Origin of the sequence: Rhizobium sp. NZLR10 (assembly GCF_019685125.1) — a bacterium.
Lineage (GTDB): Bacteria > Pseudomonadota > Alphaproteobacteria > Rhizobiales > Rhizobiaceae > Rhizobium.
In genome coordinates this window covers 206665-231700 of sequence record NZ_JABDWE010000002.1, presented here as the reverse complement: position 1 = coordinate 231700, position 25036 = coordinate 206665, and the positions used below count along the sequence as shown (strand labels likewise).

Annotated in this window: 23 protein-coding genes; 2 read left to right on the top strand and 21 right to left on the bottom strand. The window is 61.3% G+C overall.

Annotated features, from left to right (window positions below; all coding sequences use genetic code 11):
- Position 1: 1 nt before the first annotated feature.
- From lipA to HJB82_RS04295, 13 genes are all read right to left on the bottom strand, one after another.
- Entirely contained in the window at positions 2-973 is a 972-nt protein-coding gene (gene lipA, locus HJB82_RS04355; protein ID WP_221139620.1) for a lipoyl synthase, read from the bottom strand.
- Positions 974-1018: 45 nt separating this feature from the next.
- Positions 1019-1267: a GlsB/YeaQ/YmgE family stress response membrane protein gene (locus HJB82_RS04350; RefSeq protein WP_012757333.1), complete on the bottom strand. Its 249-nt coding sequence runs from the start codon at positions 1265-1267 to the stop codon at positions 1019-1021.
- 24 nt (positions 1268-1291) lie between these two features.
- Positions 1292-1546, bottom strand: a complete 255-nt coding sequence (locus HJB82_RS04345) for a GlsB/YeaQ/YmgE family stress response membrane protein (RefSeq protein ID WP_003539329.1) — start codon at positions 1544-1546, stop codon at positions 1292-1294.
- Positions 1547-1683: 137 nt separating this feature from the next.
- On the bottom strand, positions 1684-3129 hold the full coding sequence (gene lpdA, locus HJB82_RS04340) for a dihydrolipoyl dehydrogenase (protein ID WP_221117264.1): 1446 nt from the start codon (positions 3127-3129) through the stop codon (positions 1684-1686).
- 16 nt (positions 3130-3145) lie between these two features.
- Positions 3146-3727 (bottom strand): N-acetyltransferase, encoded by a 582-nt coding sequence (locus tag HJB82_RS04335; protein WP_221117265.1) that lies wholly within the window; start codon positions 3725-3727, stop codon positions 3146-3148.
- A gap of 2 nt (positions 3728-3729) precedes the next feature.
- Positions 3730-4371, bottom strand: a complete 642-nt coding sequence (locus HJB82_RS04330) for an SGNH/GDSL hydrolase family protein (protein WP_207584100.1) — start codon at positions 4369-4371, stop codon at positions 3730-3732.
- 19 nt (positions 4372-4390) lie between these two features.
- On the bottom strand, positions 4391-5743 hold the full coding sequence (locus HJB82_RS04325; protein WP_207584099.1) for a pyruvate dehydrogenase complex dihydrolipoamide acetyltransferase: 1353 nt from the start codon (positions 5741-5743) through the stop codon (positions 4391-4393).
- Positions 5744-5758: 15 nt separating this feature from the next.
- Positions 5759-7144, bottom strand: coding sequence for a pyruvate dehydrogenase complex E1 component subunit beta (locus HJB82_RS04320; RefSeq protein ID WP_221139619.1), 1386 nt, complete (start codon positions 7142-7144; stop codon positions 5759-5761).
- Between the two features lie 15 nt (positions 7145-7159).
- Entirely contained in the window at positions 7160-8206 is a 1047-nt protein-coding gene (gene pdhA, locus HJB82_RS04315; protein WP_207584097.1) for a pyruvate dehydrogenase (acetyl-transferring) E1 component subunit alpha, read from the bottom strand.
- Positions 8207-8351: 145 nt separating this feature from the next.
- Positions 8352-8672 carry a septum formation initiator family protein gene (locus tag HJB82_RS04310; protein ID WP_049735204.1) on the bottom strand — a complete coding sequence of 107 codons (321 nt, stop codon included), beginning with the start codon at positions 8670-8672 and terminating at the stop codon, positions 8352-8354.
- Between the two features lie 138 nt (positions 8673-8810).
- Positions 8811-10085: a phosphopyruvate hydratase gene (gene eno / locus HJB82_RS04305; protein ID WP_207584096.1), complete on the bottom strand. Its 1275-nt coding sequence runs from the start codon at positions 10083-10085 to the stop codon at positions 8811-8813.
- A gap of 141 nt (positions 10086-10226) precedes the next feature.
- Positions 10227-11072: a 3-deoxy-8-phosphooctulonate synthase gene (kdsA, locus tag HJB82_RS04300; protein ID WP_207584095.1), complete on the bottom strand. Its 846-nt coding sequence runs from the start codon at positions 11070-11072 to the stop codon at positions 10227-10229.
- Entirely contained in the window at positions 11069-11965 is an 897-nt protein-coding gene (locus HJB82_RS04295; RefSeq protein WP_207584094.1) for a VOC family protein, read from the bottom strand. The genes kdsA and HJB82_RS04295 overlap by 4 nt, the downstream gene beginning before the upstream one ends.
- Before the next feature lie 196 nt (positions 11966-12161).
- Between HJB82_RS04295 and lexA the strand changes: the two genes are divergently transcribed.
- Positions 12162-12881, top strand: a complete 720-nt coding sequence (gene lexA / locus HJB82_RS04290) for a transcriptional repressor LexA (protein ID WP_007628683.1) — start codon at positions 12162-12164, stop codon at positions 12879-12881.
- Here lexA and HJB82_RS04285 read toward each other — a convergent pair.
- Positions 12862-15291 (bottom strand): ComEC/Rec2 family competence protein, encoded by a 2430-nt coding sequence (locus HJB82_RS04285; RefSeq protein ID WP_207584093.1) that lies wholly within the window; start codon positions 15289-15291, stop codon positions 12862-12864. The two genes, lexA and HJB82_RS04285, sit on opposite strands and share 20 nt — an antisense overlap.
- A gap of 290 nt (positions 15292-15581) precedes the next feature.
- On the opposite strand from HJB82_RS04285, the gene gltA reads away from it, so the two are divergent.
- Positions 15582-16871 (top strand): citrate synthase, encoded by a 1290-nt coding sequence (gene gltA, locus HJB82_RS04280; protein ID WP_007628680.1) that lies wholly within the window; start codon positions 15582-15584, stop codon positions 16869-16871.
- A gap of 33 nt (positions 16872-16904) precedes the next feature.
- Here the strand turns inward: gltA and lpxB are convergent, their stop codons facing one another.
- The 7 genes from lpxB to rseP all read right to left on the bottom strand — a co-directional run bounded on the left by lpxB (position 16905) and on the right by rseP (position 25010).
- Positions 16905-18074, bottom strand: a complete 1170-nt coding sequence (gene lpxB / locus HJB82_RS04275) for a lipid-A-disaccharide synthase (protein WP_207584092.1) — start codon at positions 18072-18074, stop codon at positions 16905-16907.
- Positions 18071-18952, bottom strand: a complete 882-nt coding sequence (locus HJB82_RS04270; RefSeq protein WP_207584091.1) for an LpxI family protein — start codon at positions 18950-18952, stop codon at positions 18071-18073. Before HJB82_RS04270 ends, lpxB begins: the two co-directional genes overlap by 4 nt.
- A 3-nt stretch (positions 18953-18955) precedes the next feature.
- Entirely contained in the window at positions 18956-19774 is an 819-nt protein-coding gene (gene lpxA, locus HJB82_RS04265) for an acyl-ACP--UDP-N-acetylglucosamine O-acyltransferase (RefSeq protein WP_207584090.1), read from the bottom strand.
- Positions 19771-20238, bottom strand: a complete 468-nt coding sequence (fabZ, locus tag HJB82_RS04260; protein ID WP_207584089.1) for a 3-hydroxyacyl-ACP dehydratase FabZ — start codon at positions 20236-20238, stop codon at positions 19771-19773. Before fabZ ends, lpxA begins: the two co-directional genes overlap by 4 nt.
- Positions 20231-21298, bottom strand: coding sequence for a UDP-3-O-(3-hydroxymyristoyl)glucosamine N-acyltransferase (gene lpxD / locus HJB82_RS04255; RefSeq protein ID WP_207584088.1), 1068 nt, complete (start codon positions 21296-21298; stop codon positions 20231-20233). The genes fabZ and lpxD overlap by 8 nt, the downstream gene beginning before the upstream one ends.
- A gap of 50 nt (positions 21299-21348) precedes the next feature.
- Complete coding sequence (gene bamA / locus HJB82_RS04250; protein WP_207584087.1) at positions 21349-23688, bottom strand: outer membrane protein assembly factor BamA; 2340 nt, start codon at positions 23686-23688, stop codon at positions 21349-21351.
- A 203-nt stretch (positions 23689-23891) separates the two neighbouring features.
- A complete protein-coding gene (gene rseP, locus HJB82_RS04245; protein ID WP_259669480.1) occupies positions 23892-25010 on the bottom strand; it encodes an RIP metalloprotease RseP in 1119 nt (372 codons plus the stop codon).
- Positions 25011-25036: the final 26 nt, after the last annotated feature.

The following is a 25036-nucleotide window of genomic DNA, read 5'->3' as shown; positions in this document are numbered from 1 at the left end:
CTTACTCGACGGCGATCAGCAGCTTCTTTTCGCGCGCCGCTCTCAGCCGGGCGAAATCGTCGCCGGCATGGTGGGAGGAGCGGGTCAGCGGGCTGGAGGCGACCATCAGGAAGCCCTTGCTGTAGGCGACGGTCTCATAAGACTTGAACTCGTCTGGAGTGACGAAGCTTTCGACCCTGTGATGTTTGCGGGTCGGCTGCAGGTACTGGCCGATCGTCAGGAAATCGACGTCGGCGGTGCGCAGATCGTCCATCAGCTGCAGCACCTCGTTGCGCTCCTCGCCGAGGCCGACCATGATGCCCGATTTGGTGAACATGGTGGGATCGAGTTCCTTCACCCGCTGCAGCAGGCGGACCGAATGGAAATAGCGCGCGCCGGGGCGAACCGTCAGATAGTTGCCGGGCACCGTTTCCATATTGTGGTTGAAAACGTCAGGCTTGGCGGCGACAACGCGTTCCAGCGCACCAGGCTTCTTCAGGAAATCCGGCGTCAGGATCTCGATCGTCGTCATCGGCGAGGCTGCGCGGATCGCCCAGATCACCTTTTCGAAGTGTTCGGCGCCGCCGTCCTCCAGGTCGTCACGGTCGACCGAGGTGATGACGACGTGGGATAGGCCCATCTCCTTGACCGCCTTGGCGACATTCTCCGGCTCGGCCATATCGAGCGCGTTCGGCTTGCCGGTGGCGACGTTGCAGAAGGCGCAGGCGCGAGTACAGATCTCGCCCATGATCATGAAAGTGGCGTGCTTCTTGTCCCAGCACTCGCCGATATTCGGGCAGCCGGCCTCTTCGCAGACGGTGACGAGCTTGTGCTCCTTCACGATCGCGCGCGTCTCGGCATACCCCTTGGAGGTCGGCGCCTTGACGCGGATCCAGTCCGGCTTGCGCATGACTTCCGTATCGGGCCGATGCGCCTTTTCGGGATGGCGCACGCGCTTGGCGTCAGGATTGATCGTGTCGAGAATGGTCACCATTGCAGTATCAGCTTTCTACCGCTCCTTGCGGCAAATCATCCGGATCTAGCGCCGCACGAGCCGCGCCAGGAATATCAGCAGGCAGGCGCCGAGGAAACCCGTCACGAAGTAACCGAGCCGCCCACCGACCACTTCGACATGAAACTGCGCGAGCACGGCGCTGGCGACGACCGAACCGACGATGCCGAGCACGATGTTCAGGAAAATCCCGTATCGCGCTTCCATCAGCTTACCGGCGAGCCAGCCCGCAAGTCCGCCGATGATGATTGCCGAAATCCAGCCGACACTTTCCATTCTGCCCTGCCCTTCAGTTGCGCCTCAAGCGACCGCTCTGGCGATCAGCACCACGATGATGGCGCCGACGGTGGCGTGGATGATCTGTACCACCAGCGCATTTTCAATGCCCAGCGAAATACCGAGCGCGCTGAACAGATAACCGCCGACGAAGGCGCCGATGATGCCGCTCAGCAGGCACCTTATCAAGCCGCCGCCACCGACGACCAGACTTGCGAGAAAGCCTGCGACCAGGCCGATCAGCAAAAACACCAGCAACGCCTGTGTCTCCATAGACATGATGATTTCCTTTCGTTTTTTCCACCCCGGAGGAATAAGCCACGACGGGAATGGTTTTGGCCAACCCGGGGGATGGCTTACGCCACCCGGGCGGGACGGCTTTGCCGCCCTGAGATAAAGTGCGGCCTTGGAAATTATCAAGCGTTCAGCACACGGCCGTAAGCATCGAGAACCGCTTCCTTCATCGTTTCGGAAACGGTGGGATGCGGGAAGATGGTGTGCATCAGTTCTTCCTCGGTCGTTTCGAGGTTCATCGCGACGACGAAGCCCTGGATGAGCTCGGTGACTTCAGCGCCGACCATGTGGGCGCCGAGCAGCTCACCGGTCTTGTTGTCGAAGATCACCTTCACCATGCCCTGGTCTTCGCCGAGCGCGATCGCCTTGCCGTTCGCCGCGAAGGAGAAGCGGCCGACGCGGATGTCGCGGCCCTGTTCCTTGGCCTTGGCTTCGGTGATGCCGACTGAGGCGACCTGCGGATTGCAATAGGTGCAGCCCGGGACCTTGCCCTTATCAGTGGGATGAACGTTCGCCAGGCCGGCGATCTTTTCGACGCAGACCACGCCCTCATGCTCGGCCTTGTGCGCCAGCATCGGCGGGCCGGCGACATCGCCGATCGCATAGATGCCGGCGACACTGGTCTTGCCGTAACCGTCGATGACGACGCAGCCGCGGTCGGTCTTGACGCCGAGCGCCTCGAGGCCGAGGTTTTCGATGTTGCCCTGAACGCCGACGGCCGAAATCAGCCGGTCGGCAGTGATCTGCTGGACCTTGCCGTCTGCGGTCTCGACATGCGCGGTGATGCTGCCCGCACCTTTCTCGACCTTGGTGACCTTGGCGCTGGTGAAGATCTTGAGGCCGCGCTTTTCAAGCTGTTTGCGGGCGATGGCGGTAATCTCGGCATCCTCGACCGGCATGATGGTCGGCATGACTTCGACAACGGTCACGTCGACGCCCATCGAGCGATAGAAGCTTGCGAATTCGATACCGATCGCGCCCGAACCCATGACGATCAGCGACTTCGGCAGTGCATCCGGCTTCAGCGCCTCGAAATAGGTCCAGATCAGTTTACCATCAGGCTCGATGCCGGGCAGCGCGCGCGGGCGGGCGCCGGTGGCGATGATGATATGCTTGGCGGTATAGGTGCCCTCGCCCTTGACGTTCTTCGGCAGCGGGTGCTGCGGCTCGACGGCGGGCTTTGACGACTTGCCGACGACGATCTCGCCAGGCTTGGTTATCTTGCCCTCGCCCCAGATGATGTCGATCTTGTTCTTTTTCATCAGGAAGCCGACGCCGGCATTGAGACGGGCGGAGACGGCGCGCGAGCGGCCGACGACGGCCTTGGCATCCGGCTTGACCGTGCCTTCGAGAACGAGACCGTAATCCTTGAAGTGATTAGCATGGTCGAGCACCTCGGCCGAGCGCAGCAGCGCCTTTGTGGGTATGCAGCCCCAGTTCAGGCAGATGCCGCCCATATGCTCGCGCTCGACAATCGCGGTCTTGAGGCCGAGCTGGCTGGCGCGAATGGCGGCGACATAGCCGCCGGGGCCGGAGCCGATGATGATGACGTCGTAGGATTCAGCCATGTGTTTCCTGCCTTTGTTACGCTGCGCTGCGGGTCATGAGCACCCACGCGTGTCTTTTGCTGTTTTCGAAGAGCGGCACGGCATCGGCGCGCGCAGCCTCCAGGAATCCGTTTCTTCCATAAAGCGACAGAGCCGCTTCGTTATCACTTGCGGTAATGAGACTGACGGGGCGGCGATCGGCCCTGTCGATCTGATCCTCCAGCAGCCTGCGTCCGATGCCGATGCCGCGCAGATGGCGATAGACGCCGAGACTGCCGACGAACCAGCTTCCGACTACCGTTTTCTGCAAGGCGAGCATCGGCTCGGTCGCTGGAATCGTCGCCTCGATATCGCCTATGCCTTCCTGCAGCGCATGGCCGATCGCCACACCCGCGACCTCGCCATAGGCCTCGGCGATGACGGCATCCTGCCAGCCGCCGACAACTTCCTCTTCGCTCATCTTCAGCCGGCCCCGCTCTAAGGGCGTGTCGCTGATGCCGTTCGCCACATCGGCGAACCAGAGCCGGGAAGCAAAACCGTGCGAGGCAATATCCGCCAAGATCGCCAGCTCCGAGGCATCCCGCCGTGAGGCCTGCCGCAGGGCGATGAAGGCGGTCATGGTCAGATCCCCAGCATCATCCGTACGATCGATTCCAGCCCACGCCCGAGCGCACGCGTATTTTCCGCATCGAGGTGAATGCCGTCGATCGGTGTGGTCCTGGCGACGGAATTGCCGTCGAAAAAGCCGCAGCCGAGTTCGTCGGCAAGATCACGATAAAGGGTTGCAAGCTTTGCCGATTCGTCGATGCCGCCGGGAAAGGATGCGGCGAAAGGCACATTGCCGGTCGCGCAGATCGCCGGCGGCGCCACGATCAGGATCTCCGGCCCGTCGAATTCGAAGGGCCAGGCATGATTGCGGATCAGCCGTACGAGCCGGCTGATGCCCTGGCAGGCGGCAAAAGCCGAGCCGGCCACGACCGGCTTCATGTCGTTGGTGCCGAGCAGAAGGATGACGAGGTCGAGCGGCGCGTGCGTCTGCAGGATCGTCGGCAGAATGCGCGCACCGTTGCGGTCGCAGTCGGCCAGGTGATCGTCGAAAGCGGTCGTGCGACCATTCAGGCCTTCGGCAATGACACGCGCCTCACTGCCGAGCGCTGCCTGAAGCACGCTCGTCCAGCGATTCTTGTAGTCATGACGGCCGATCGTCTCGGCGTCATAACCCCAGGTCAGCGAGTCGCCATAACAAAGAACGGCCTTGGTCATTTCCGCCTCCGCCCAGTTGTCAGACCAGCATGCCCATCGGGTTTTCGATATAGCCCTTGAAGGCCTGGAGCAGCTCGGCGCCGAGCGCGCCATCGACGCAGCGATGGTCGGTCGACAGCGTGACCGACATCACGGTGGCGATAGCCATTTCGCCCTTCTTGACGACGACCCGCTGTTCGCCGGCGCCGACCGCAAGGATGGTCGCATGCGGCGGGTTGACGACGGCGGCGAAGTTCTTCACGCCCATCATCCCCATGTTCGAGACCGAGCTGGTGCCGCCCTGATATTCCTCGGGCTTCAGCTTGCGGTCCTTGGCCCGCTTGCCGAGATCGCGCATCTCGTTGGAGATCGCCGACAGCGTCTTCTGCTCGGCCTTGCGGATGATCGGGGTGATCAGGCCGCCGGGGATCGAGACGGCGACGCCGACATCGGCGTACTTGTGCTTGACCATGTTGTTGTCGGTCCAGGAGACGTTGGCATCCGGAACGTCGCGCAGCGACAGCGCCATGGCCTTGATGACCATGTCGTTGACCGAGAGCTTGTAGGCGGGAGCGCCATCCTTGCGCGGGGCTGCATCGTTCAGCTGGGCGCGCAACGCCATCAGAGCATCGAGCTCGCAATCGACGCTGACGTAGAAATGCGGGATCGTCTGCTTGGATTCGACCAGGCGTCTGGCGATCGTCTTGCGCATGCCGTCATGCGGCACGAGCTCGTAGGAACCCGGTTCGAACAGCTTGAGCACGGCCTCCTCGGAAGCGCCCTTCGGCGCTGCAGCGGCCGGAGCCGGAGCCGCAGCAGCTTGCGGAGCGGTAGCTGCGGGTGTGGCGGCCTTGGCGCCACCACCGGCAACGGCGGCTTCGACGTCGTTCTTGACGACGCGGCCATGCGGGCCGGAGCCCGCGACAGCCGAAAGGTCGATACCGGCCTCCTTGGCGAGCCTGCGGGCAAGCGGCGAAGAGAAGGTGCGACTGCCGTCTGGTGAAACCGATGCAGGTGCAGCGGCAGGTGCCGGTGCTGCAGCCGGAGCGGACTGGGCCGGTGCAGCCTCCGCTTTTGCGGCCGGTGCGGCTTCGGCCTTCTGCGCCGGAGCGGGCGAGCCCGCGCCGCTTGCGGCAGCGGCGACATCCTCGCCATCGGCGGCGAGAACGGCGATCAGCGCATTGACCTTGACGCCTTCGGTGCCGGCGGCAACGACGAGCTTGGCGACCGTGCCTTCATCGACGGCTTCGACTTCCATCGTCGCCTTGTCGGTCTCGATCTCGGCGATCACATCGCCAGACTTGACCGTGTCGCCTTCCTTGACCAGCCATTTGGAAAGATTGCCTTCTTCCATGGTCGGAGAGAGGGCGGGCATCGTGATATTGATCGGCATCGAGATACCCTCCCCTTATTTGTAACAAACAGCCTTCACCGCATCGACGACTTCGCCGACGTTCGGAAGCGCCAGCTTTTCGAGATTGGCGGCGTAGGGCATCGGCACATCCTTGCCGGCAATCGTCAGAATCGGCGCATCGAGATAATCGAAGGCCTGCTGCATGACGCGGGTGGCGATTTCGGTGCCGACGGATGATTGCGGATAGCCTTCCTCGACGGTGACCAGGCGACCGGTCTTCTTCACCGATTCGATCACGGTCGGCAGATCCATCGGGCGGATGGTGCGAAGGTCGATCAGTTCGACGTCGATGCCGATCTTTTCGAGTTCGGCGACAGCCTTCGTCGCATAGGTCATGCCGATGCCGAAGGAGACCACGGTTACGTCCTTGCCCGGACGATGGATGCGAGCCTTGCCGATCGGCAGGACGAAATTGTCGAGCTTCGGCACATCGAAGTGCTGGCCGTAGAGAATTTCGTTCTCGAGGAAGATGACCGGATTCGGATCGCGGATCGCAGCCTTGAGCAGGCCCTTGGCGTCGGATGCCGTGTAGGGCATGACGACCTTCAGGCCGGGGATTGCGCTGTACCAGGCAGCATAGTCCTGGCTGTGCTGGGCGCCGACACGGGCGGCGGCGCCATTCGGGCCGCGAAACACGATCGGCGCGCCCATCTGGCCGCCGGACATATAGAGCGTCTTGGCGGCGGAGTTGATGATATGGTCGATCGCCTGCATGGCGAAGTTGAAGGTCATAAATTCGACGATCGGGCGAAGGCCGGCCATTGCGGCGCCGACACCGACGCCGGCAAAACCGTGCTCGGTGATAGGCGTATCGATGACACGACGAGGGCCGAATTCCTGCAGCAGGCCCTGTGTGACCTTGTAGGCGCCCTGATATTCGGCGACTTCCTCGCCCATGACGAAGACATCTTCGCTGGCGCGCATTTCCTCGGCCATGGCGTCGCGGAGCGCTTCGCGCACGGTGGTCGACACCATTTCGGTGCCGGCCGGAATTTCCGGGTCATTCGGCACGACGCCCTTCGGCTCGGCCGGAAGCGGCGCTGCAGCAGAACCGGTATTGGTCGGCTTTTGTTCCTGGGCAACCGCTGGGGCGGCAGCGGCGGCCGGTTTGGCGGCGGAGATATCCGCGGCGGATTCGCCGTCCTGCAACAGCACGGCGATCTTGGTGTTGACCTTGACGCCTTCGGTGCCGGCGTCGACGAGCAGCTTGCCGATGACGCCTTCGTCGATGGCTTCGACTTCCATCGTCGCCTTGTCGGTTTCGATTTCGGCAATCACGTCGCCGGAGGTGACCTTGTCACCTTCCTGTTTCAGCCATTTGGACAGCGTGCCTTCTTCCATCGTCGGAGAGAGGGCGGGCATGAGGATATCGATAGGCATGGGTTCCCTCCCCGATTAGAGCAGAATGTCGGTGTAGAGCTCGGATGCATCCGGCTCCGGATCGGCCTGGGCGAAGTCGGCGCTGTCGGCGACGATGTCGCGGACATCCTTGTCGATCGCCTTCAGATCGTCTTCGGAAGCCCAGCCCTTTTCGACGAGGCGTGCTTTCACCTGTTCGATCGGGTCATGTTCGGAGCGCATCTTCTGCACTTCGTCCTTGGAGCGATACTTCGCCGGGTCGGACATGGAGTGACCGCGATAACGATAGGTCAGCATTTCGAGAATGATCGGACCCTTGCCGGAGCGGCAATGTTCGAGCGCCTCGTCGGCCGCCGCCTTGACGGCGCGAACGTCCATGCCATCGACCTGAATGCCGGGGATGCCGAAGCCGGAACCGCGCAGCGAGTAGTTCGACTGGGCGGTGGCGCGCGCCGTCGACGTGCCCATGGCGTAGCGGTTGTTCTCGACGATATAGACGATCGGCAGCTTCCAGAGGGCCGCCATGTTGAAGCTCTCGTAGACCTGGCCCTGGTTGGCGGCGCCGTCGCCGAAATAGGCGATCGAGACATTGCCGTTGCCGCGGTAATGGTTGGCAAAGGCAAGACCGGTTCCGAGTGAAACCTGGGCACCGACGATGCCGTGACCGCCGTAGAAATGCTTTTCTTTCGAGAACATGTGCATCGAGCCGCCCTTCCCGTGGGAATAGCCGCTGCGGCGCCCGGTCAGTTCCGCCATGACGCCGCGCGCTTCCATGCCGGTTGCCAGCATGTGGCCGTGGTCGCGATAGGCGGTGATGACCTGGTCGCCTTCCTTCTGCGCCATCTGCATGCCGACGACGACAGCTTCCTGACCGATGTAGAGGTGGCAAAAGCCGCCGATGAAGCCCATGCCGTAAAGTTGGCCGGCCTTCTCCTCGAAGCGGCGGATCATCAGCATCTCGCGATAGGCCTTGAGCTCTTCATCGCGATCGAAGTCGGCTACCGGGCCTCCATTCGATGCTTTGGCTGCCGGTTTTGCTGCAGTTTTGCGGCTGGAAACGGTCGCGGTCTTTCGCGGCGCCATTCAACCCTCCCTATGGGTTTGTCGGTTCTTGGTGGCGCGTACCATAGGGAAGAAAGATGACCACAGCAATGCCATAATTGCATGGCTCATATTCAGCACTAAACAGTTGATTACATTTCGGAAATACCAATTAACCTGATTTCAGTTAATTGGAATAATGGTTGAATATGACGATCTCGTCCGCGCGCGACATGTTGAGCTGATAGCGCGCTTTTTCGTCCAGCATATCCTTGTCGAGCGAGCCGTCACTCAGCAGCGCGACCTGATTTTCCAGATGTTCGCGCTTCGCCTTCAAGATCGCAAGCTCTTTTTCACGCGCGACACGCTGATGCTCGAACGTCTCTGTTGCGCGCAGGCCGTAATCGCCATGAATGCAATGATAACCGAAATAGGAAAGGAAGGCGACCGTCATGGCCGGAATGACGAAGCGGCCGAACTTTCTCTTCTTATGATGCTTTGTCCACATACACGCATGCTCTTGAACGCATTACCAATTCGTTCAGCATAACGCGCAGAGATTAACCGTTCATTGACCGTAAAGACGGGCAACAAAAAACCCGCGCCGGAGAGGCGCGGGCTCAAGCCGTTTGAAAATCAGATTCGATCAGGCGCGGATGATCGAGCGGCCGGCATACTGAGCCTGCGGGCCCAGGCCCTCCTCGATGCGGATCAGCTGGTTGTACTTGGCGAGGCGGTCGGAACGCGACAGTGAGCCGGTCTTGATCTGGCCGCAGTTGGTGGCGACCGCGAGGTCGGCGATGGTCGAATCTTCGGTTTCGCCGGAGCGGTGGGACATGACGGCGGTATAGGCTGCCTTGTGCGCCGTGTTGACGGCGTCGAGCGTTTCCGTCAGCGAGCCGATCTGGTTGACCTTGACGAGGATCGAATTGGCGACGCCCATGCGAATGCCGTCGCGAAGACGAGCGGAGTTGGTGACGAAGAGATCGTCGCCGACGAGCTGGGTCTTCTTGCCGGCCAAGTCGGTCAGCGTCTTCCAGCCGTCCCAGTCGTCTTCGGCCATGCCGTCCTCGATCGAGATGATCGGGTACTTAGCAGCGAGTTCGGCCAGATATTCGGCCATGGCGCCCGATTCGAGCGTGCGGCCCTCGCCTTCAAGAACGTACTTGCCGTCCTTGAAGAATTCCGTCGAGGCGCAGTCAAGGCCGAGGCACATGTCGTCGCCCGGTGTATAGCCGGCTTTCTCGATCGACTTCATGATGAAGTCGAGAGCCTCGGGCGCGCTCTTCAGGCCGGGTGCAAAACCGCCTTCGTCGCCGACATTGGTGTTGTGGCCCTGCGCGGCCAGTTCCTTGCGGAGCGTATGGAAGACTTCCGAACCCATGCGTACGGCTTCAGCGATCGTATCGGCGCCGACCGGCAGGATCATGAATTCCTGGAAATCGATAGGATTGTCGGCATGGGCGCCGCCGTTGATGATGTTCATCATCGGAACCGGAAGCAGGCACGCGGACGCGCCGCCGACATAACGGTAGAGCGGCAGGCCGGAGGCCTGGGCGGCAGCCTTGGCGACGGCCAGCGATACGCCGAGAATGGCGTTGGCGCCGAGGCGCGACTTGTTCGGCGTGCCGTCGAGCTCGATCATGATGTTGTCGATCTGGATCTGGTTTTCGGCATCGATGCCGCCGATCGCGTCGAAGATCTCGGTGTTGGCGGCATCGACCGCCTTTTGCACACCCTTGCCGAGGTAGCGCTTGCCGCCGTCGCGCAGCTCGACCGCCTCATGCGCGCCGGTCGAAGCGCCCGAGGGAACGGCCGCGCGGCCCATGCTGCCGTCTTCGAGATAGACATCAACTTCGACGGTGGGGTTGCCACGGCTATCGAGAATCTCGCGGGCGATGATATCGGTGATTGCAGTCATGGGTTCTTCCTGCTCGGTGGGTGATCAATCGTTCGAAGCCTGTCATAATCGAAGGCGTGCAAATTACAATGGCGCATTGCGACACCCTCGACCTGCATGTCTGAACGTCGCTATAGCACGAACATGTCAGGCTTTTGACTGTCAGCCCTTGGCGACAGCATCGAAGGCGAGCAGCTTTTCCAAAAGCCGCGGCATGTCTTTGAGATAGACCATGTTCGGGCCGTCGGACGGTGCGTTGTCGGGGTCCTGATGGGTTTCGACGAACACGCCGGCGATACCGGTCGCCACCGCTGCGCGCGCCAGCGTTTCCACAAATTCCCGCTGACCACCGGAGGAATCGCCCTGCCCGCCCGGCTGCGCCACGGAATGCGTTGCATCGAAAACAACCGGCGCGCCCATCGACGCCATGATCGGCAGCGAGCGCATGTCGGAGACCAAAGTGTTATAACCGAAGGAGGCGCCGCGTTCGCACAGCAGCACGTTCGGATTGCCGCTGGCATTGAGCTTCTTCAGGACGTTTTTCATATCCCAGGGAGCGAGGAACTGGCCCTTCTTGACATTGACGGCGCGGCCGGTCTCGGCGGCGGCGATCAGAAGGTCGGTCTGGCGGCAGAGGAAAGCCGGGATCTGCAGGACATCGACCACTTTTGCCACCGCGGCGCATTGCTCGGCGGTGTGGACGTCGGTCAGGACGGGAAAACCGAACTCCTTCTTCAGGTCGGCGAAGATCTGCATGCCCTTTTCAAGCCCGATGCCGCGTTCGGCAGAGAGCGAGGTGCGGTTTGCCTTATCGAAGGAGCTCTTGTAGACGAGACCGATGCCGAGTTTGGCGCAAAGCTCCTTCAGTGTGCCGGCAACCATGAAGGCGTGGTCGCGGCTCTCCATCTGGCAAGGGCCGGCAATCAGCGACAGGCGGCCGGTATTGGAAAATGTGACCTGGCCTGCGCCCTCGCCGATCCTGACTTCGGAATTCGTATCAGTGCTCATCGTGTTTCCTCGAAGGCGAAGAGCGTGCCCTGCCCGGGCGCGGGCTTCACCAGAATGCGATTGTTCTTGCGCGTGTAGGTCACTCCGTTAGCAGCCAAATGCGCTTCTGTCACGGCAAGATCGGTGACGGCAAAGAGGATAGCCCGGCCGCGCAGGCCGCGGTCGGCGGATGCGACGGCGATCTCGAAATAGGCCTCCAGCCCTTCCGGCGTCATCAGGCTGATTTTCGCATTCGGCGCCGCGATATTAACGCCGAAACCGGTTTTCTCGACGGCCGATTGCGCCGTTGCAAGGCTGACGAAGGCGGCGAATGCAGAGGGGTCCGGCGCGCAAAGCGCGATCTCGGCAATGCCGGTGACGCCATTGGCATGCGTCTCTAGCGCACCGCGATCGGCCGGCAGAGGATTGATGCGCTCAACACAGAAGAGGAAGAAATCCGGCGCGCGCAACTCAGCGGCAAAGGCCAGCTTGAAGCCGGCCATGGTCTCGGAACCGTCCGGCATTTTCATCGGCCGGCTGAACTGCAGCATGTCGCCGGCGCTCGATCCGCTGCCGACGAAGCTCCGATGAGCGCGGCCGGCATCCCCGGTGCCGAACGCCACCGCCGAAAGCCCCTCCTCGCCACAGCGGAAGCGGAAGGCCCGATTGCGGGCGGTGAAGACATTGCCTTGCCGCGCCGATGCCTCGCTCTCCTCGCGGCTGGCGATACCGAGCGGCTCCAGATAGGTCTTGTCGGCAAAGAAGACGCAGGCATTCTCCGTTCCGAAGGGATGGCGGGCATCGGCGGCAACGGTGAAGCCAAGCTTGCCGAGCCTTTCGCGCGCCAGGTCGATATTGACAACGGGCAGCACGACATGATCCAGCGGGTGCGGTTTGGCCGAGTGCTCGTTCATGATATCCCTCCCTGAAACGCAAGAGGGTGCGACAGCGCCACCTTCAATGCAAGACATGTGCGCCAATCCGGCGAATGAAAATAAAAAACTCAACGAGTTGGCGGCAAGTTTTACGGAAATTTAGCTACTTGCGGAACACATATGGAACATATAGTGTTCTGTTCTGGATTTGTTTCAATCAAGGGGTCACACGTCGATGCTCACGCGCAAACAACAGGAGCTCCTGCTTTTCATTCATGAGCGCATGAAGGAATCCGGCATTCCGCCCTCTTTCGACGAAATGAAGGATGCCCTGGATCTGGCCTCGAAATCCGGCATTCATCGTTTGATCACAGCGCTTGAAGAGCGTGGCTTCATTCGCCGCCTACCGAACCGCGCCCGGGCGCTCGAGGTCATCAAGCTTCCGGAGGCCTACAGCCCGAGCATCCAGCCCCGGCGCGGCTTTTCGCCAAGCGTCATCGAGGGCAGCCTCGGCAAGCCGCAGCCGGTCGCCGCCCCCGCTCCTGCAAAACCGGTCGCCGATAACGGCAACTCCGTCTCCGTGCCGGTCATGGGCCGGATCGCTGCCGGCGTTCCGATCTCGGCGATCCAGAATAACACCCACGACATCGTCGTTCCCGCAGACATGCTCGGCTCCGGCGAACATTATGCGCTGGAGGTCAAGGGCGATTCGATGATCGACGCCGGCATCTTCGACGGCGACACGGTAATCATCCGCAACGGCAGCACCGCAAGTCCCGGCGACATTGTCGTTGCCCTGGTCGATGACGAAGAAGCGACGCTCAAACGTTTCCGCCGCAAGGGCGCCTCGATCGCGCTGGAGGCTGCCAATCCGGCTTATGAGACCCGGATTTTCGGGCCGGACCGCGTCAAGGTGCAGGGCAAGCTCGTCGGCCTCATTCGCCGCTATCACTGACATTGGAGAGGCCGGATTCGGCAAAACTGTTGCTGCGCCAGTCATAGGCGCGATGGCGCTTCCATGGGCGCGACAGGGTTTCGAATGCGGTCACGACCTCCAGGCCGGCATCGGCGAAGCGCAGCTCGACGGAGCCAGTCCTGCGCAGCGTCTCACCGGTAAAGAGCGTCGCTCCTGATCGGCAGCTGTTGAACCGCAGGCGGACCGACGTCACGACGATATCCGCCGCGTCGCAAGCCGGACCGAGATAGGCAGCGTTGTCGATGACGGCAACCACATGACCATTGCCGAGCCTTGATGTGCACCAGGCCTTTTTGACGCAGGAAAAGCGGTTTGCTTCACCACCGGCGACAGCCGCCCGCATCGCCGCCCTCGCTTCATTCTGCTGATCGCGGGAAAGCCTGACGCGGCGGTCGTCTCCCTCCGGCGGGACAGCGGGACCATCCAGCATTTTCGGCGGGAAATGCGTCGGCAGGACAAGTGCTCTCTGCCACTGATCGAAGATGAAATCCGGCGGGTTTTCGCGGTTGGAAGCGATTGCCGCAGCCGCGACCACTGCGACGAGACTGCCATCCTCCGAAATCACCAGATCCGGCGCCCGGGGAAGCGGCAGAAGCAGCACGCCGAGCGTAGAGACGGCGATAATCGATGTGCCGATATGGCGCAGCCGGGTGCGCAGCAGCGTCAGCAGCAGAAAGCCGGCCACGGCGACAGCGAAATACCAAGCCGGCAAGCGGCCGATGCCGATATCACCGCCCCAACCGGACACCGTTTTGGCGACCGCAATCACCAGGTCGAGGCCGAGGCCGACCACCTTCCAGAGCGGAACGTCCAGACCGAACGGCATGAGCAACATCGCCAGCAGCCCGGCCGGCATGACGATGAAGGAGATGATCGGCATCGTCGCGAGATTTGCCGGCAGCCCGTAAGCGGTCAGGCGATGAAAATGTTCGATCGAAAACAGCGCCGTGGAAAAACCGCCGATCAGCGAGGTCAGGAAGACGCCGCCGAAGAAGCCGGCGACGGCAACGACCGGTCGGAAGACCGGCAGTTTCAGCAAGGCGTTTTCGCGGACGCGCCGGTCCTTCCACAGTTGATAACCCGATACGAGTGCCAATGTCGCGGCAAAGGACATCTGGAAGCTCGGGCCCAAGACTTCGGACGGCGAAATGGCGATGATGACGAGCGCCGAGAGAACGACATTGCGCAGGCTGATCGACGGCCGGTCGAAGAAGACGGCGACCAGCATGATCGCCATCATGATGAAGGCACGTTCGGCCGAGACCCCGAAGCCGGAAATCAGGTAGTAGGCGGTGACGGCGCTGAGCGCGCCGGCGGCGGCGATCTTCTTTGTCGGATAGGCCTGAGCGACGCCCGGAAAAAGGCTGAGCAGCATCCGGAAGCCGACGAAGAAGATGCCGGCCGACAGCGCCATGTTGAGGCCGGAGATCGCGACAATATGAGCAAGGCCGGACTGGCGCAGCGCCTCCGTCGTCGCATTCGAGATGGCGCGTCGCTCGTCGGTCACCAAAGCAGCGGCAAAAGCGCCGGTGTCGCCGGGCAGGATCGATCGTATGCGGTCGCCAATGCTACTGCGCAGGCGGTAAAGCCATTCCAGCAGAGCTGCCGATGTCGATCTGGCAGCCTGCGGACCCGCCTCCAGATCCTTCTCTGGCGCACCGTAGAAGAAGCCGTTGGCGCCGATGCCATCGAAATAGGCACCGAAGGAGAAGTCGTTGAGCTCGGGAAGTGCGGGGCCTGCCGGCGGCGTCAGTCGTGCCCTGCCGGTGATGAGGTCGCCGATGTCGAAAGGCATGTCGGCGCCGCGGACGATCGCGGTTATGCGTCCCGGCGGCCGCTTCAACTCCGGCGCCTCCGTGCCGGTGACGGCAAGAATGTAGCGCCAGCGCCCACGGCCGTCGCCTTCTCGCCGCTCGACTCGGCCGGTCACTGTCGTCGTCACCGAGGAATCGAGGATCACCGTCGAAGCCCGCCAGCTCTCGAATTGTGCGCAGAGCATGCCGCCGGCCACGAGTGCAGGCGCCAGCAGCGTCGCCCGCAATGCCGCCCGGCTGCGGCCGACGATGAGAACCGCGATCGTCAGCACCAACAGAGAGAGCAGCGATGCAACAAGCGGAAATTCGGATGCCGCAACAAACCAGAAGGCCGCCCCGGCGCCGAGAAACACCGGCGAAAAAAGCAGCAAGCGGCCATGATCCGCCTCCTCGCCCAGCATGCGCATGCCGGCGCCAATCGATTGCCGGGCTGCGGCGAGCAGCCGGTGGCGCAAAGATGTCGTCGACTGCGTCCTGGTCGGCCGTATCACCACGATAGGCGGCGAAAAACCGGAGGGACCGGCTGAGCCGGCGCCTGCTTCCGGCCGCAATTCGACTGTCGTCACTTCCTGCATGTGCCGCCCAAGGTCACCCGCGAAGACGGCCAGAATGCATTCTCTAGTCAAATCCGGCAAGGATAATCGATTGAAATATGAGGGAAAATCGCCAGCGCCAAAACACTAAGCGAATCATTGGCTTCCGATATGCACGGGGCTCATCGCTGCAGTGCCTAAAAGGTGATACCGCAATGCACAAAATGCCGGCACGGTAACTTGGCATTAGCTTCACGATCATATAGCTATCGGTAAGGACGCTTAACCCCTATGGCGCTTTTATGGCGCCACCGCCATTTCGGAGGATCAGCATGACGGATCAAAGCGCTACAATAAAAATCGGTGACAAATCTGTCGACCTAGCCGTCAAAAGCGGCACGATCGGCCCGAGCGTCATCGATATCGGTGCCCTTTACAAGAACACGGCTTCCTTCACGTACGATCCGGGTTTCACCTCGACCGCATCCTGTGAATCGAAAATCACCTACATCGACGGCGACGAAGGTGTGCTGCTGCATCGCGGCTATCCGATCGAGCAACTGGCCGAGCATGGCGACTTCCTCGAGGTCTGCTATCTGCTTCTCTACGGCGAACTGCCGACCACCGTACAGAAGAAAGATTTCGATTATCGCGTCACGCACCACACCATGGTGCACGAGCAGATGAGCCGGTTCTTCACCGGCTTCCGCCGTGACGCCCATCCGATGGCCGTCATGTGCGGCTGCGTCGGCGCACTGTCGGCTTTCTATCATGACTCAACCGACATCACCGATCCGCACCAGCGCATGGTCGCCAGCCTGCGCATGATCGCCAAGATGCCGACGCTTGCGGCCATGGCTTACAAATACCATATCGGCCAGCCCTTCGTTTATCCGAAGAACGATCTCGACTACGCCTCGAACTTCCTGCGCATGTGTTTTGCCGTGCCTTGCGAAGAATATGTGGTCAATCCGGTGCTTGCCCGCGCCATGGATCGGATCTTCATCCTGCATGCCGATCACGAGCAGAACGCCTCGACTTCGACCGTGCGTCTCGCCGGTTCGTCGGGCGCCAATCCGTTCGCCTGCATCGCAGCCGGCATCGCCTGCCTCTGGGGGCCTGCGCATGGCGGCGCCAACGAAGCAGCGCTCAACATGCTGCATGAGATCGGCTCAGTCGACCACATTCCAGAATATATCGCCCGCGCCAAGGACAAGAACGATCCGTTCCGCCTGATGGGCTTCGGTCACCGCGTCTACAAGAACTATGATCCGCGCGCCAAGATCATGCAGAAGACGACGCATGAGGTGCTCGGCGAACTCGGCATCAAGGACGATCCGTTGCTCGAAGTGGCGATGGAGCTTGAGCGCATCGCGCTCACCGACGAATATTTCATCGAAAAGAAGCTCTATCCGAACATCGACTTCTATTCCGGCATCACGCTGAAGGCGCTGGGCTTCCCCACGACGATGTTCACCGTGCTCTTCGCGCTTGCCCGCACCGTCGGCTGGATCGCGCAGTGGAACGAGATGATCGAGGATCCGGAGCAGCGCATCGGCCGTCCGCGCCAGCTCTATGTCGGCGAACCGAAGCGTGACTACATTCCGGTTTCGAAGCGCTGATCGCTTCCCCAACCAACGAAAAACCCGGTCACCTCAGAAGCGACCGGGTTTTTTCTTTTTCAGCACGTCGAGAAGGATTTCGGCGGCATGTTCGCCGGGCGGTTTTTCGGTCTGCATGCGCTGCCAGATAAGATCATAACCTTCCTTCATCGCCTTGAGCTGGTAGGTATCGGCTGACAGTCTTTCTATCCAGCGTGCGAAACTTGCGCCGCGAACGATATCGTTCAGGTATTCCGGCACGACCGCGTAATCGGCAATCAGGTTTGGCAGCGCGCCTGTCCAGGTCTTGATGCCCGATGTCAGCAGACGCATGATCCAGTCGACCTTGTAGGCGGAGACGACGGGAACATCGGCAAGCGCCAGTTCAAGAATGACAGTTCCGGATGCCGCCATGGCTGCATCGGCTTCAGCGAAGGCCTGCCATTTTGCTTCCGCGCCGACCACGATCTCCGGCTTTACTTCCCATGCTGCCGTCAATTGGCGAACCAGCGCTTGCCTGTGCGTCACCGTCGGCAGAATAAAGCGCATCGGCCCATTGCGGGCGGCAAGTTCGCTTGCGGCGACTTCGAAATGCGGCAGGAGCTTCTGAATTTCGGAGGAGCGTGAGCCGGGCAGAAGAAGGATCGGGCCGTTGCCGGGCTGCCTGCCGGCGCGCAGGCGCCGGGTTTCCAACAGCGCAGGGTCGGCGGTCAGGCGATGACCGACATAGGTGGTTGCCGGGCCGTTGAGGCGCTGCATCGTTGCCGGCTCGAAGGGCAGGACGGCGAGCACATGATCGACATAGGCAAGCATGCGCGTGGCGCGATATTCCTTCCAGGCCCAGACGCTCGGACAGACATAATTGACGACAGGCAGGTCCGGCAGCGCGGTGCGGACCCGCTTGGCGACGCGATGGGTGAAATCCGGGCTGTCGATAATGAGGAGAATGTCAGGCTTTGCAGCGATGATGGCGGCGGTCGTCTGGCGGATCAGGGTATAGAGCTTTGGCAGCCGGCTCAGCACCTGGGTGATGCCCATGATCGACAGCTCGGAGAAATCGAACAGGGATCTCAGGCCCTCGGCCTGCAACCCCTCGCCGCCGACGCCGACAAGCTCCACCGGGCCGGCATGAATCCGCTTCAGGGCAGCGATGAGATCAGCACCGAGCAGATCACCCGAGACCTCACCGGCAATGACGGCGATCTTCAGCGGCGCCCCGTTCATTCGAGCCCCCATGCCGGCAGCCCACGATCGATGCCGCAGACAAAGAGTCCGGCCTCATCGGCAGCCTTGATGACGGCGGCACGGTCGAGCACCAGTGAGCGGCCGGCCTCCACCGCGATTCCGGCAAGACCGGCTTTCGCCGCGTTCAGCACAGTGGAAACGCCCATCGCCGGCAGGTCGGCGCGGATATCCTGCTGTGGCTTGCAGAGCTTGACGAGCGCGCCGCGCCGCCGCGGCGAAATCCGCCCGGCGGCTCTGAGACTTGCGACACGGTCCAGCATCTCATCGGTGCCCTCTAGACCTTCCAGCGCAACGACACGCCCGCCGATGCTGATGGCGCCCTGCCCGACATCGAGCCGGCCGAGCATGTCTGCGGCTTCGGCTGCGCGGCTGATATCGCGCCTGTCTTGCTCGCCGGGCACGACGGCACCAAGCGGGCCGACAGAGGCAAGGAGGTCGGGGGCAATTTCATGGGCGCCGACGACGCGGCGGCCGTTTCCTTCAATCAGCCGGATGACCATCTGCAGAACCGTGTCGTCGCCGCCGGACAGCAGGGTCCGGATGGCGGCTGGCACTTTCATCAGGATGCGCAGCGTCGGGCGCACCTCGCGCCATTCCGGCCGGCGGGCGACGCTGCCCGACATCACGACCCGGCCGACGCCATAACGGTTGAGCAAGCCATCAAGAGCTTTGAAATCGCCGATGCCGATAACGGCATGGTCATAACCTTCCCAGCGCCGGTCGCTTTCGTCTTTTAGCGCAACGATGACGGGATTTTCACCTGCCGCACGCGCAGCTGCGGCGACATAGGAAGGCAGAAGACCGCCGCCGGCGATGATCGCCAGCCGGCCCGCAGCGGTTTCGCCTGATAAAGCCACGGACTAGCCCTTCTGCCCCCGGGTCGGCGAGGAGAGAGCGCGGTCACTGTCGGCGGCGATGAAATCGAGGATGTGGACCGCCTGCTCGCAATCGGCATAATCGTCGCGAATGGCGGCGGCGTTTTCGCGGACCGAACCCGTTCCTTCGAAGATCGACTTATAAGCGCGACGCACCCTATGGATGACGGCACGGTCGACGCCGGCGCGCGTCATGCCGACGACATTGAGGCCGCTCAGCAACCCGGGATTACCGTTCAGCATGCCGTAGGGAATGACGTCGTAGCTCACCGCCGAAAGCCCGCCGACGAAGGCGTGGCGGCCGACGCGCGTGAACTGGTGAACGGCCGAGCCCCCACCCAGGATGACGCGATCCTCGATGACGACATGGCCGGCGAGCATGACATTGTTCGACATGATCACGTGATTGCCGACCCTGCAGTCATGCGCGACATGGGAATTAGCAAGGAAGAGGTTGTTATCGCCGACGATCGTCTGGCCGCCAAAATCGGCCGTGCCGGTGTTCATCGTCACGCCTTCGCGGATCGTGCAGTTGACGCCGACCGAAAGCGTCGTCTCCTCGCCGCCGTGATGCACGCTCTGCGGATCGCCGCCGATGACGGCCATAGGAAAGATGCGCGTGCCGTTGCCGATCACGGTGCGGCCGGTGACGACCGCATGCGACAAGAGCTCGACATTTTCATGCAGGACGACGTGCGGCCCAACATGGCAGAACGGACCGATCTTGACGCCCTCACCGATAACAGCCCCGTCTTCGACGACAGCCATCGGATGAATATGGGCGCTTTCGGCGATAGTGCTCATGCCTGTTCCTTACGAACGATCATCGCGCCGATATCGGCTTCGGCGACAAGCGCGCCGTCAACCTTGGCGTCGCAATGGAATTTCCAGATATTGCCGCGTTGCTTGTGCTTCCTGACATGGAATTCGACGCGATCGCCGGGAACGACAGGCTTGCGAAAGCGCGCATTCTCGATGGTCATGAAGTAGACGAGGTTACCCGGCTGGCCTTCCTTCTTTGCACAGATCGCGCCCGCAGTCTGCGCCATGCCCTCGATCAGGAGAACGCCCGGCATGATCGGAGCCTCCGGAAAATGGCCGGTGAAATGCGGTTCGTTCACCGTGACATTCTTGATGCCGATCGCGCTGTTGTCGCCGTCGATCTCGATGATCTTGTCGACCATGAGGAAGGGGTAACGATGCGGCAGCAGCTTCATAATCTCGATGATGTCCGCCGAAGAAAGCGTTGTCGTGGCTTCTTCAGTCATTTTCCTTGCCTCCAGGGTTCCGGCCGCGCAACTTGGACTTCGACACTTGTTGTGCGGCCTCTCTCAGATAGTCTTTTAGCGGACGAGCCGGTATACCGCCATATTGCCCGCCGGCGGCAAGGTCGGTCATGATACCGCTTTTGGCAGCGATCTGCACGCCGTCACCGATCGTGACATGCCCCTTGATGCCGACCTGGCCGCCGATCTGAACGCCGTTGCCGATCTTCGCGCTGCCGGCGATGCCGACCTGCGCGACGATGGCGCAGTGGCGACCGATTTGAACGTTGTGGCCGATCTGCACCTGGTTGTCGATCTTGGTGCCTTCACCGATGACCGTATCGTCCATGGCGCCGCGGTCGATCGTGGTGTTGGCGCCGATCTCGACATTGTCCTGGATGATCACTCGGCCGATCTGGACGATCTTGATCATGCCGCGCGGTCCAGGGGCGTAACCGAAACCATCCTGGCCGATGCGGGCGCCGTTATGGATGATGACGCCATTGCCGACCAATGCGCAGAGCACGCTCGCGCCGGCCGCAATCGAACAATCGCGGCCGATTTTGACATTCGGACCAATGATACTGTGTGCGCCGATACGCGTCCCCTCGCCGATCTCGGCATGCGCACCGATGACGGCCATCGGCTCGACGATCACGCCCTTTTCAAGCTTGGCACTCGGGCCGATCACCGCGCTTGGCGCGATCTCGCTTTCAACTGAGGAAAAGACCACCGGACGCAACGCAGCGGGATAAAACAGGCCGCCCGCCATCGCGAAGGCGGCATGCGGATTGGACGACAGGATAACCGGGATATGCGGAGGTACGAGATCGACGAGCGCCTTGTCGCAGATCACCGCCGAGGCTTCGCATGTCGCCAGTTCGTCGCGGTTGCGGCGCGACAGGATATAACAGACATCACCCGCCCGCGCCCTGTGGATCGGGGCAACGGACCTGACAATAACATCGGCGTGGTCGGAATTGGCAAGTTCCGCCCCAAGAAACTCTGCCAGCTCAGCGAGCTTCAGACCTTCATGGGGCAGAAAAAAAACGTTTTGCTCCATCGGCAATGCTCCAGAACGGAATTGAGTCTTACAGTTCCGGACTGCCGATATCAGAATTGGTTGTTGATGCCAAACTTGAAGTTCTGCGTTTTGTCGAAGTCTTCCTTGAGAACCGGGATCGCGTAATCCAGGCGCAATGAACCGAAGGGAGACTGCCAGACCACACCGACACCGACGGAAGCGCGCAGAGAGGCGTCTTCGCCGTCGATGCCGTCGCCCCTCAGGTCAACGTCGTTGCCGAACAACGTACCGGCGTCGGCAAAAACCGCGCCGCGCAGGTTGAAGTCACGCGGGAAGCCCGGCATCGGGAAGGTCGCTTCGGCCGATGCCGTGAAATAAGTCGTACCGCCCAGCGGATCGTCGTTGGTGCCGGAAACGCGCGGGCCGATACCCTTGTTTTCAAAGCCACGAATATCGCCGTTGGTCAGGGTGAACTGATCGAAGACGTTCAGGTGCTCCCCGAAGCCGACGACATAACCCGCCGAAGCAGAAACCGAGCCGATGATATCGGCATCGTCAGCGAGCAGACGGTAATAACGGGCCTTGCCGTAGATCTTGTAGAATTGCGAGTCGCCGCCGAGGCCGGCAAGTTCCTGCGTCGCCGTCGCATAGATGCCTTCGCGTGGCAGGACCGTATCGTCAAGCGTGTTGTAGGTCAGCGTCTGGGAGACGGAAGAACGTGTCCACGGGCTGTCCTCAACGAGATGCTGATACGGAGCGGACAGGTCGGCAAGATCGTTGTTATTCGCGTCATACTTCATCTGCTTGTAATTATAGCGGAACGTCGTCGCCAGGTCCTCGGTGATCGGCGCGGTGACGCGCAGGACGACGCTGGTTTCCTGGTAGTCGTAGTTGTCGTTGCTCGACGTTTCGCTGTGGTTGACGTCGAAACCGGCCGCCAGACGATAACCGAGGAAATAGGGTTCGGTGAAGCTAAGGCCGTAGGCGCGCGACCCTTCCTGACCGCCGCCGGCCGAGATGCGGATGTACTGACCGCGGCCAAGGAAGTTCTTTTCCTCGATGGATGCTTCCAGCAGCAGACCATCGCCGCCTGCGGCATAACCCGCACCGACACCAAAGGAACCGGTGGACTGATCCTGCACGTCGACGACCACCACAACGCGATCCGGCGAGCTGCCCGGCTGGGTGGAGATATTGACGGAGGAGAAGTAACCAAGCGCTTCGAGGCGGCGCTTGGCCTTGGTGATCATCTGCTGGTTGAAGGCGTCGCCTTCGCTCATGTCGAATTCGCGGCGGATCACGTAATCGCGCGTGCGGCTGTTGCCACGGATCTCGATGCGCTCGACATAGGCGCGCTCGCCCTGGTCGACCAGATATTCGACACCGATCGTGTTGTTGTTGAGGTCGCGGTTGCCGCGTGGCGTGACGCGCGCAAAGGGATAACCGGCAGACGCGACCTGATCGGAGATCGCTTCGATCGACTTCTGCACTTCCTTGGCGTTGTAGACTTGACCTTCGTGGGTGCGCACGAGCGGCTGCAATTGCTCGGAACCGACGCCTTCGACGGTCGACTGGACGGTCACCGGTCCGAAGTCGTAACGCTGGCCTTCCTCGATATTGAAGGTGAGCGTGTATTTGTTGGTCGCGTCGTCAAAGGTCGCATCGGAAGAGACGATGCGCATGTCGGCGTAGCCGCGATTGTAATAGAACTGGCGCAGCGCTTCCTCGTCGGCATGAAGCTTATCTTCGTTATAGACATCCTTGCGGGTCAGGAACGACAGGAAGTTCGAACGCTTGGTAGCAATGACGGCAGCCAGACGGCCGGCGCTGTAGGCATTGTTACCGACGAAGTTGATCGAATCGATCTTGGTGCGGTCGCCCTCGTTGATGACGAAGGCAAGGTTGACGCGGCCTTCGCCGAGCGGCACCACCTGCGTGGTCACCTCGACCTCGCTGCGGCCGGTGGCGGCGTAGGCATCCTTGATCGACTGGATGTCGGACTGGATCTGGGTGTCGCTGTAGGGGCCGGCGGCATGGGTCTGGACAATGGTGGCGAGCTTGTCGTCCTTGATCTTGCGATTGCCGTTGAAGACGACCTGATTGACGAGCTGGGCCTCCTGGACGTTGACGACCAGCGTGCTTCCGGAGACCGAAATCTTGACGTCGGAGAAGTAGCCCGTCCCGTAGAGCTGCTTGACCGATTCATCGATATCGGTGTTCGAAAAACTCTTTCCGGGAGCGATGGTGAGGTTCGACCGGACGGCTTCCGCGCCAACGCGGCTTGCGCCGCGCACATCGATGCGCTGGATGACCGCGGCCTCAGCGGCCGTAGCAGAAACGAACGTCAAAGCACCTGCGCCCGAAGCAACAACACTAGCAGACAGCGCAACCGCCGATACTGCGTTCAAAAACTTTGAACCAGCCTTCATTTCACCTATTACCTTTTTTTCCCTCGTCCCCGGCCTCGAGAGAACCCGATTCCGGTCACGTGTGTCGTTTTACCCGCTTTTGACATACAAGCAAGGGAGGTCGTTAATTTCTGTTTACTTCATTTCGAAGCGTGACCCATTCGCCACTACAGCCTTGAAACATCGTAAATAAATAGTAATTCCTCTGCCTTGCGCGTTTACCCTTAGCTCAGGCCAATGTCGTTCCAGGTCGTGAAAACCATCAATGTTAATATCATCGCCAAGCCAATGCGAAATGCGATTTCCTGAGCCTTGGCGCCCAGCGGTTTTCCTCTCACCGCTTCCACCGCATAGAACATCAGGTGGCCGCCATCAAGTACCGGAACCGGCATCAGGTTAAGCAATCCTATCGAAACCGAAAGCATGGCGGCGAGCTGCAACACTGCCCCTATACCAAGCTTTGCCATCTGGCCCGAAGCTTGCGCCACACGGATCGGCCCGCCCAGTTGATCGGCCCGCATCGTTCCGCGAAATATATTGCCGATATATTTGAAGGTGCCGGTGACGATGTCCCGGGTCTCGATCACACTCTCACGCAGCGCCTGGAGCGGCGTATAGGTCTGCAGGCGGAAATTGCCGACCTCCTTGTTGGTGACGATGCCGATCTGGCCGAGCTCGATTTTGTTGCCGAACTGGTCGGTCGTGTCGACGCGTTGCGGCACCATCGGCAAGTCGAGCTTCTGACCGCCGCGCTCGATGGTGACGACGATCGTCTGGCTCGGGCGGATAGCGACATAGCGGCGCACGTCGTCGAAAGTCTCGACCTTGCCGCCGTCGATGGCGACCAAGAGATCGCCGGGAAGGATGCCGGCGGCAGCCGCCACGCCATCCGGTTTGACCTCGGCAACGACGGGATCGGCGACCGAGCGGCCGTAGACCGAGAAAAGAACGGTGAAGATGGCGATCGCCAGCAAGAAATTGGCGATCGGGCCGGCGGCAACCGTCGCTGCACGTTTCCACAACTTTGCTCCGGCAAAGGAGCGCGCCCTATCCTCCTCGGACATGGCGGCGATCTTGTCGGTGTCGGGCTTGCTCGAGGCGTCCTCGTCGCCGAAAAAACGGACGTAACCGCCAAGCGGGATCACCGAGATCTTCCAGCGCGTTCCATGACGGTCGGTGAAGCCGAATATTTCCGGACCGAAACCGACTGAGAAGGCAAGGATGCGGATACCGCTCCAGCGCCCGACGAGGTAATGGCCCATCTCGTGCACGAAGACAAGCAACGAAAGCACGAGGATGAAGGTGACGATATTCCCCATTAGGAATGCGTATATATCGGCCATCACTTCTATCAGTTCCTTCCGTCAGG

Coding starts and splice junctions, on each gene's coding strand:
- pdhA (WP_207584097.1), bottom strand. CDS start 8,206: ATGGCGCCGCGAAAGACCGCGACCGTTTCCAGCCGCAAAACTGCAGCA.
- rseP (WP_259669480.1), bottom strand. CDS start 25,010: ATGGCCGATATATACGCATTCCTAATGGGGAATATCGTCACCTTCATC.
- eno (WP_207584096.1), bottom strand. CDS start 10,085: ATGACTGCAATCACCGATATCATCGCCCGCGAGATTCTCGATAGCCGT.
- lipA (WP_221139620.1), bottom strand. CDS start 973: ATGGTGACCATTCTCGACACGATCAATCCTGACGCCAAGCGCGTGCGC.
- HJB82_RS04285 (WP_207584093.1), bottom strand. CDS start 15,291: ATGCAGGAAGTGACGACAGTCGAATTGCGGCCGGAAGCAGGCGCCGGC.
- lpdA (WP_221117264.1), bottom strand. CDS start 3,129: ATGGCTGAATCCTACGACGTCATCATCATCGGCTCCGGCCCCGGCGGC.
- bamA (WP_207584087.1), bottom strand. CDS start 23,688: ATGAAGGCTGGTTCAAAGTTTTTGAACGCAGTATCGGCGGTTGCGCTG.
- HJB82_RS04310 (WP_049735204.1), bottom strand. CDS start 8,672: ATGTGGACAAAGCATCATAAGAAGAGAAAGTTCGGCCGCTTCGTCATT.
- HJB82_RS04330 (WP_207584100.1), bottom strand. CDS start 4,371: ATGACCAAGGCCGTTCTTTGTTATGGCGACTCGCTGACCTGGGGTTAT.
- lpxB (WP_207584092.1), bottom strand. CDS start 18,074: ATGAACGGGGCGCCGCTGAAGATCGCCGTCATTGCCGGTGAGGTCTCG.
- HJB82_RS04335 (WP_221117265.1), bottom strand. CDS start 3,727: ATGACCGCCTTCATCGCCCTGCGGCAGGCCTCACGGCGGGATGCCTCG.
- lpxA (WP_207584090.1), bottom strand. CDS start 19,774: ATGAGCACTATCGCCGAAAGCGCCCATATTCATCCGATGGCTGTCGTC.
- fabZ (WP_207584089.1), bottom strand. CDS start 20,238: ATGACTGAAGAAGCCACGACAACGCTTTCTTCGGCGGACATCATCGAG.
- HJB82_RS04320 (WP_221139619.1), bottom strand. CDS start 7,144: ATGCCTATCGATATCCTCATGCCCGCCCTCTCTCCGACGATGGAAGAA.
- HJB82_RS04325 (WP_207584099.1), bottom strand. CDS start 5,743: ATGCCGATCAATATCACGATGCCCGCCCTCTCTCCGACCATGGAAGAA.
- lexA (WP_007628683.1), top strand. CDS start 12,162: ATGCTCACGCGCAAACAACAGGAGCTCCTGCTTTTCATTCATGAGCGC.
- HJB82_RS04295 (WP_207584094.1), bottom strand. CDS start 11,965: ATGAACGAGCACTCGGCCAAACCGCACCCGCTGGATCATGTCGTGCTG.
- lpxD (WP_207584088.1), bottom strand. CDS start 21,298: ATGGAGCAAAACGTTTTTTTTCTGCCCCATGAAGGTCTGAAGCTCGCT.
- HJB82_RS04350 (WP_012757333.1), bottom strand. CDS start 1,267: ATGGAAAGTGTCGGCTGGATTTCGGCAATCATCATCGGCGGACTTGCG.
- gltA (WP_007628680.1), top strand. CDS start 15,582: ATGACGGATCAAAGCGCTACAATAAAAATCGGTGACAAATCTGTCGAC.
- kdsA (WP_207584095.1), bottom strand. CDS start 11,072: ATGAGCACTGATACGAATTCCGAAGTCAGGATCGGCGAGGGCGCAGGC.
- HJB82_RS04345 (WP_003539329.1), bottom strand. CDS start 1,546: ATGTCTATGGAGACACAGGCGTTGCTGGTGTTTTTGCTGATCGGCCTG.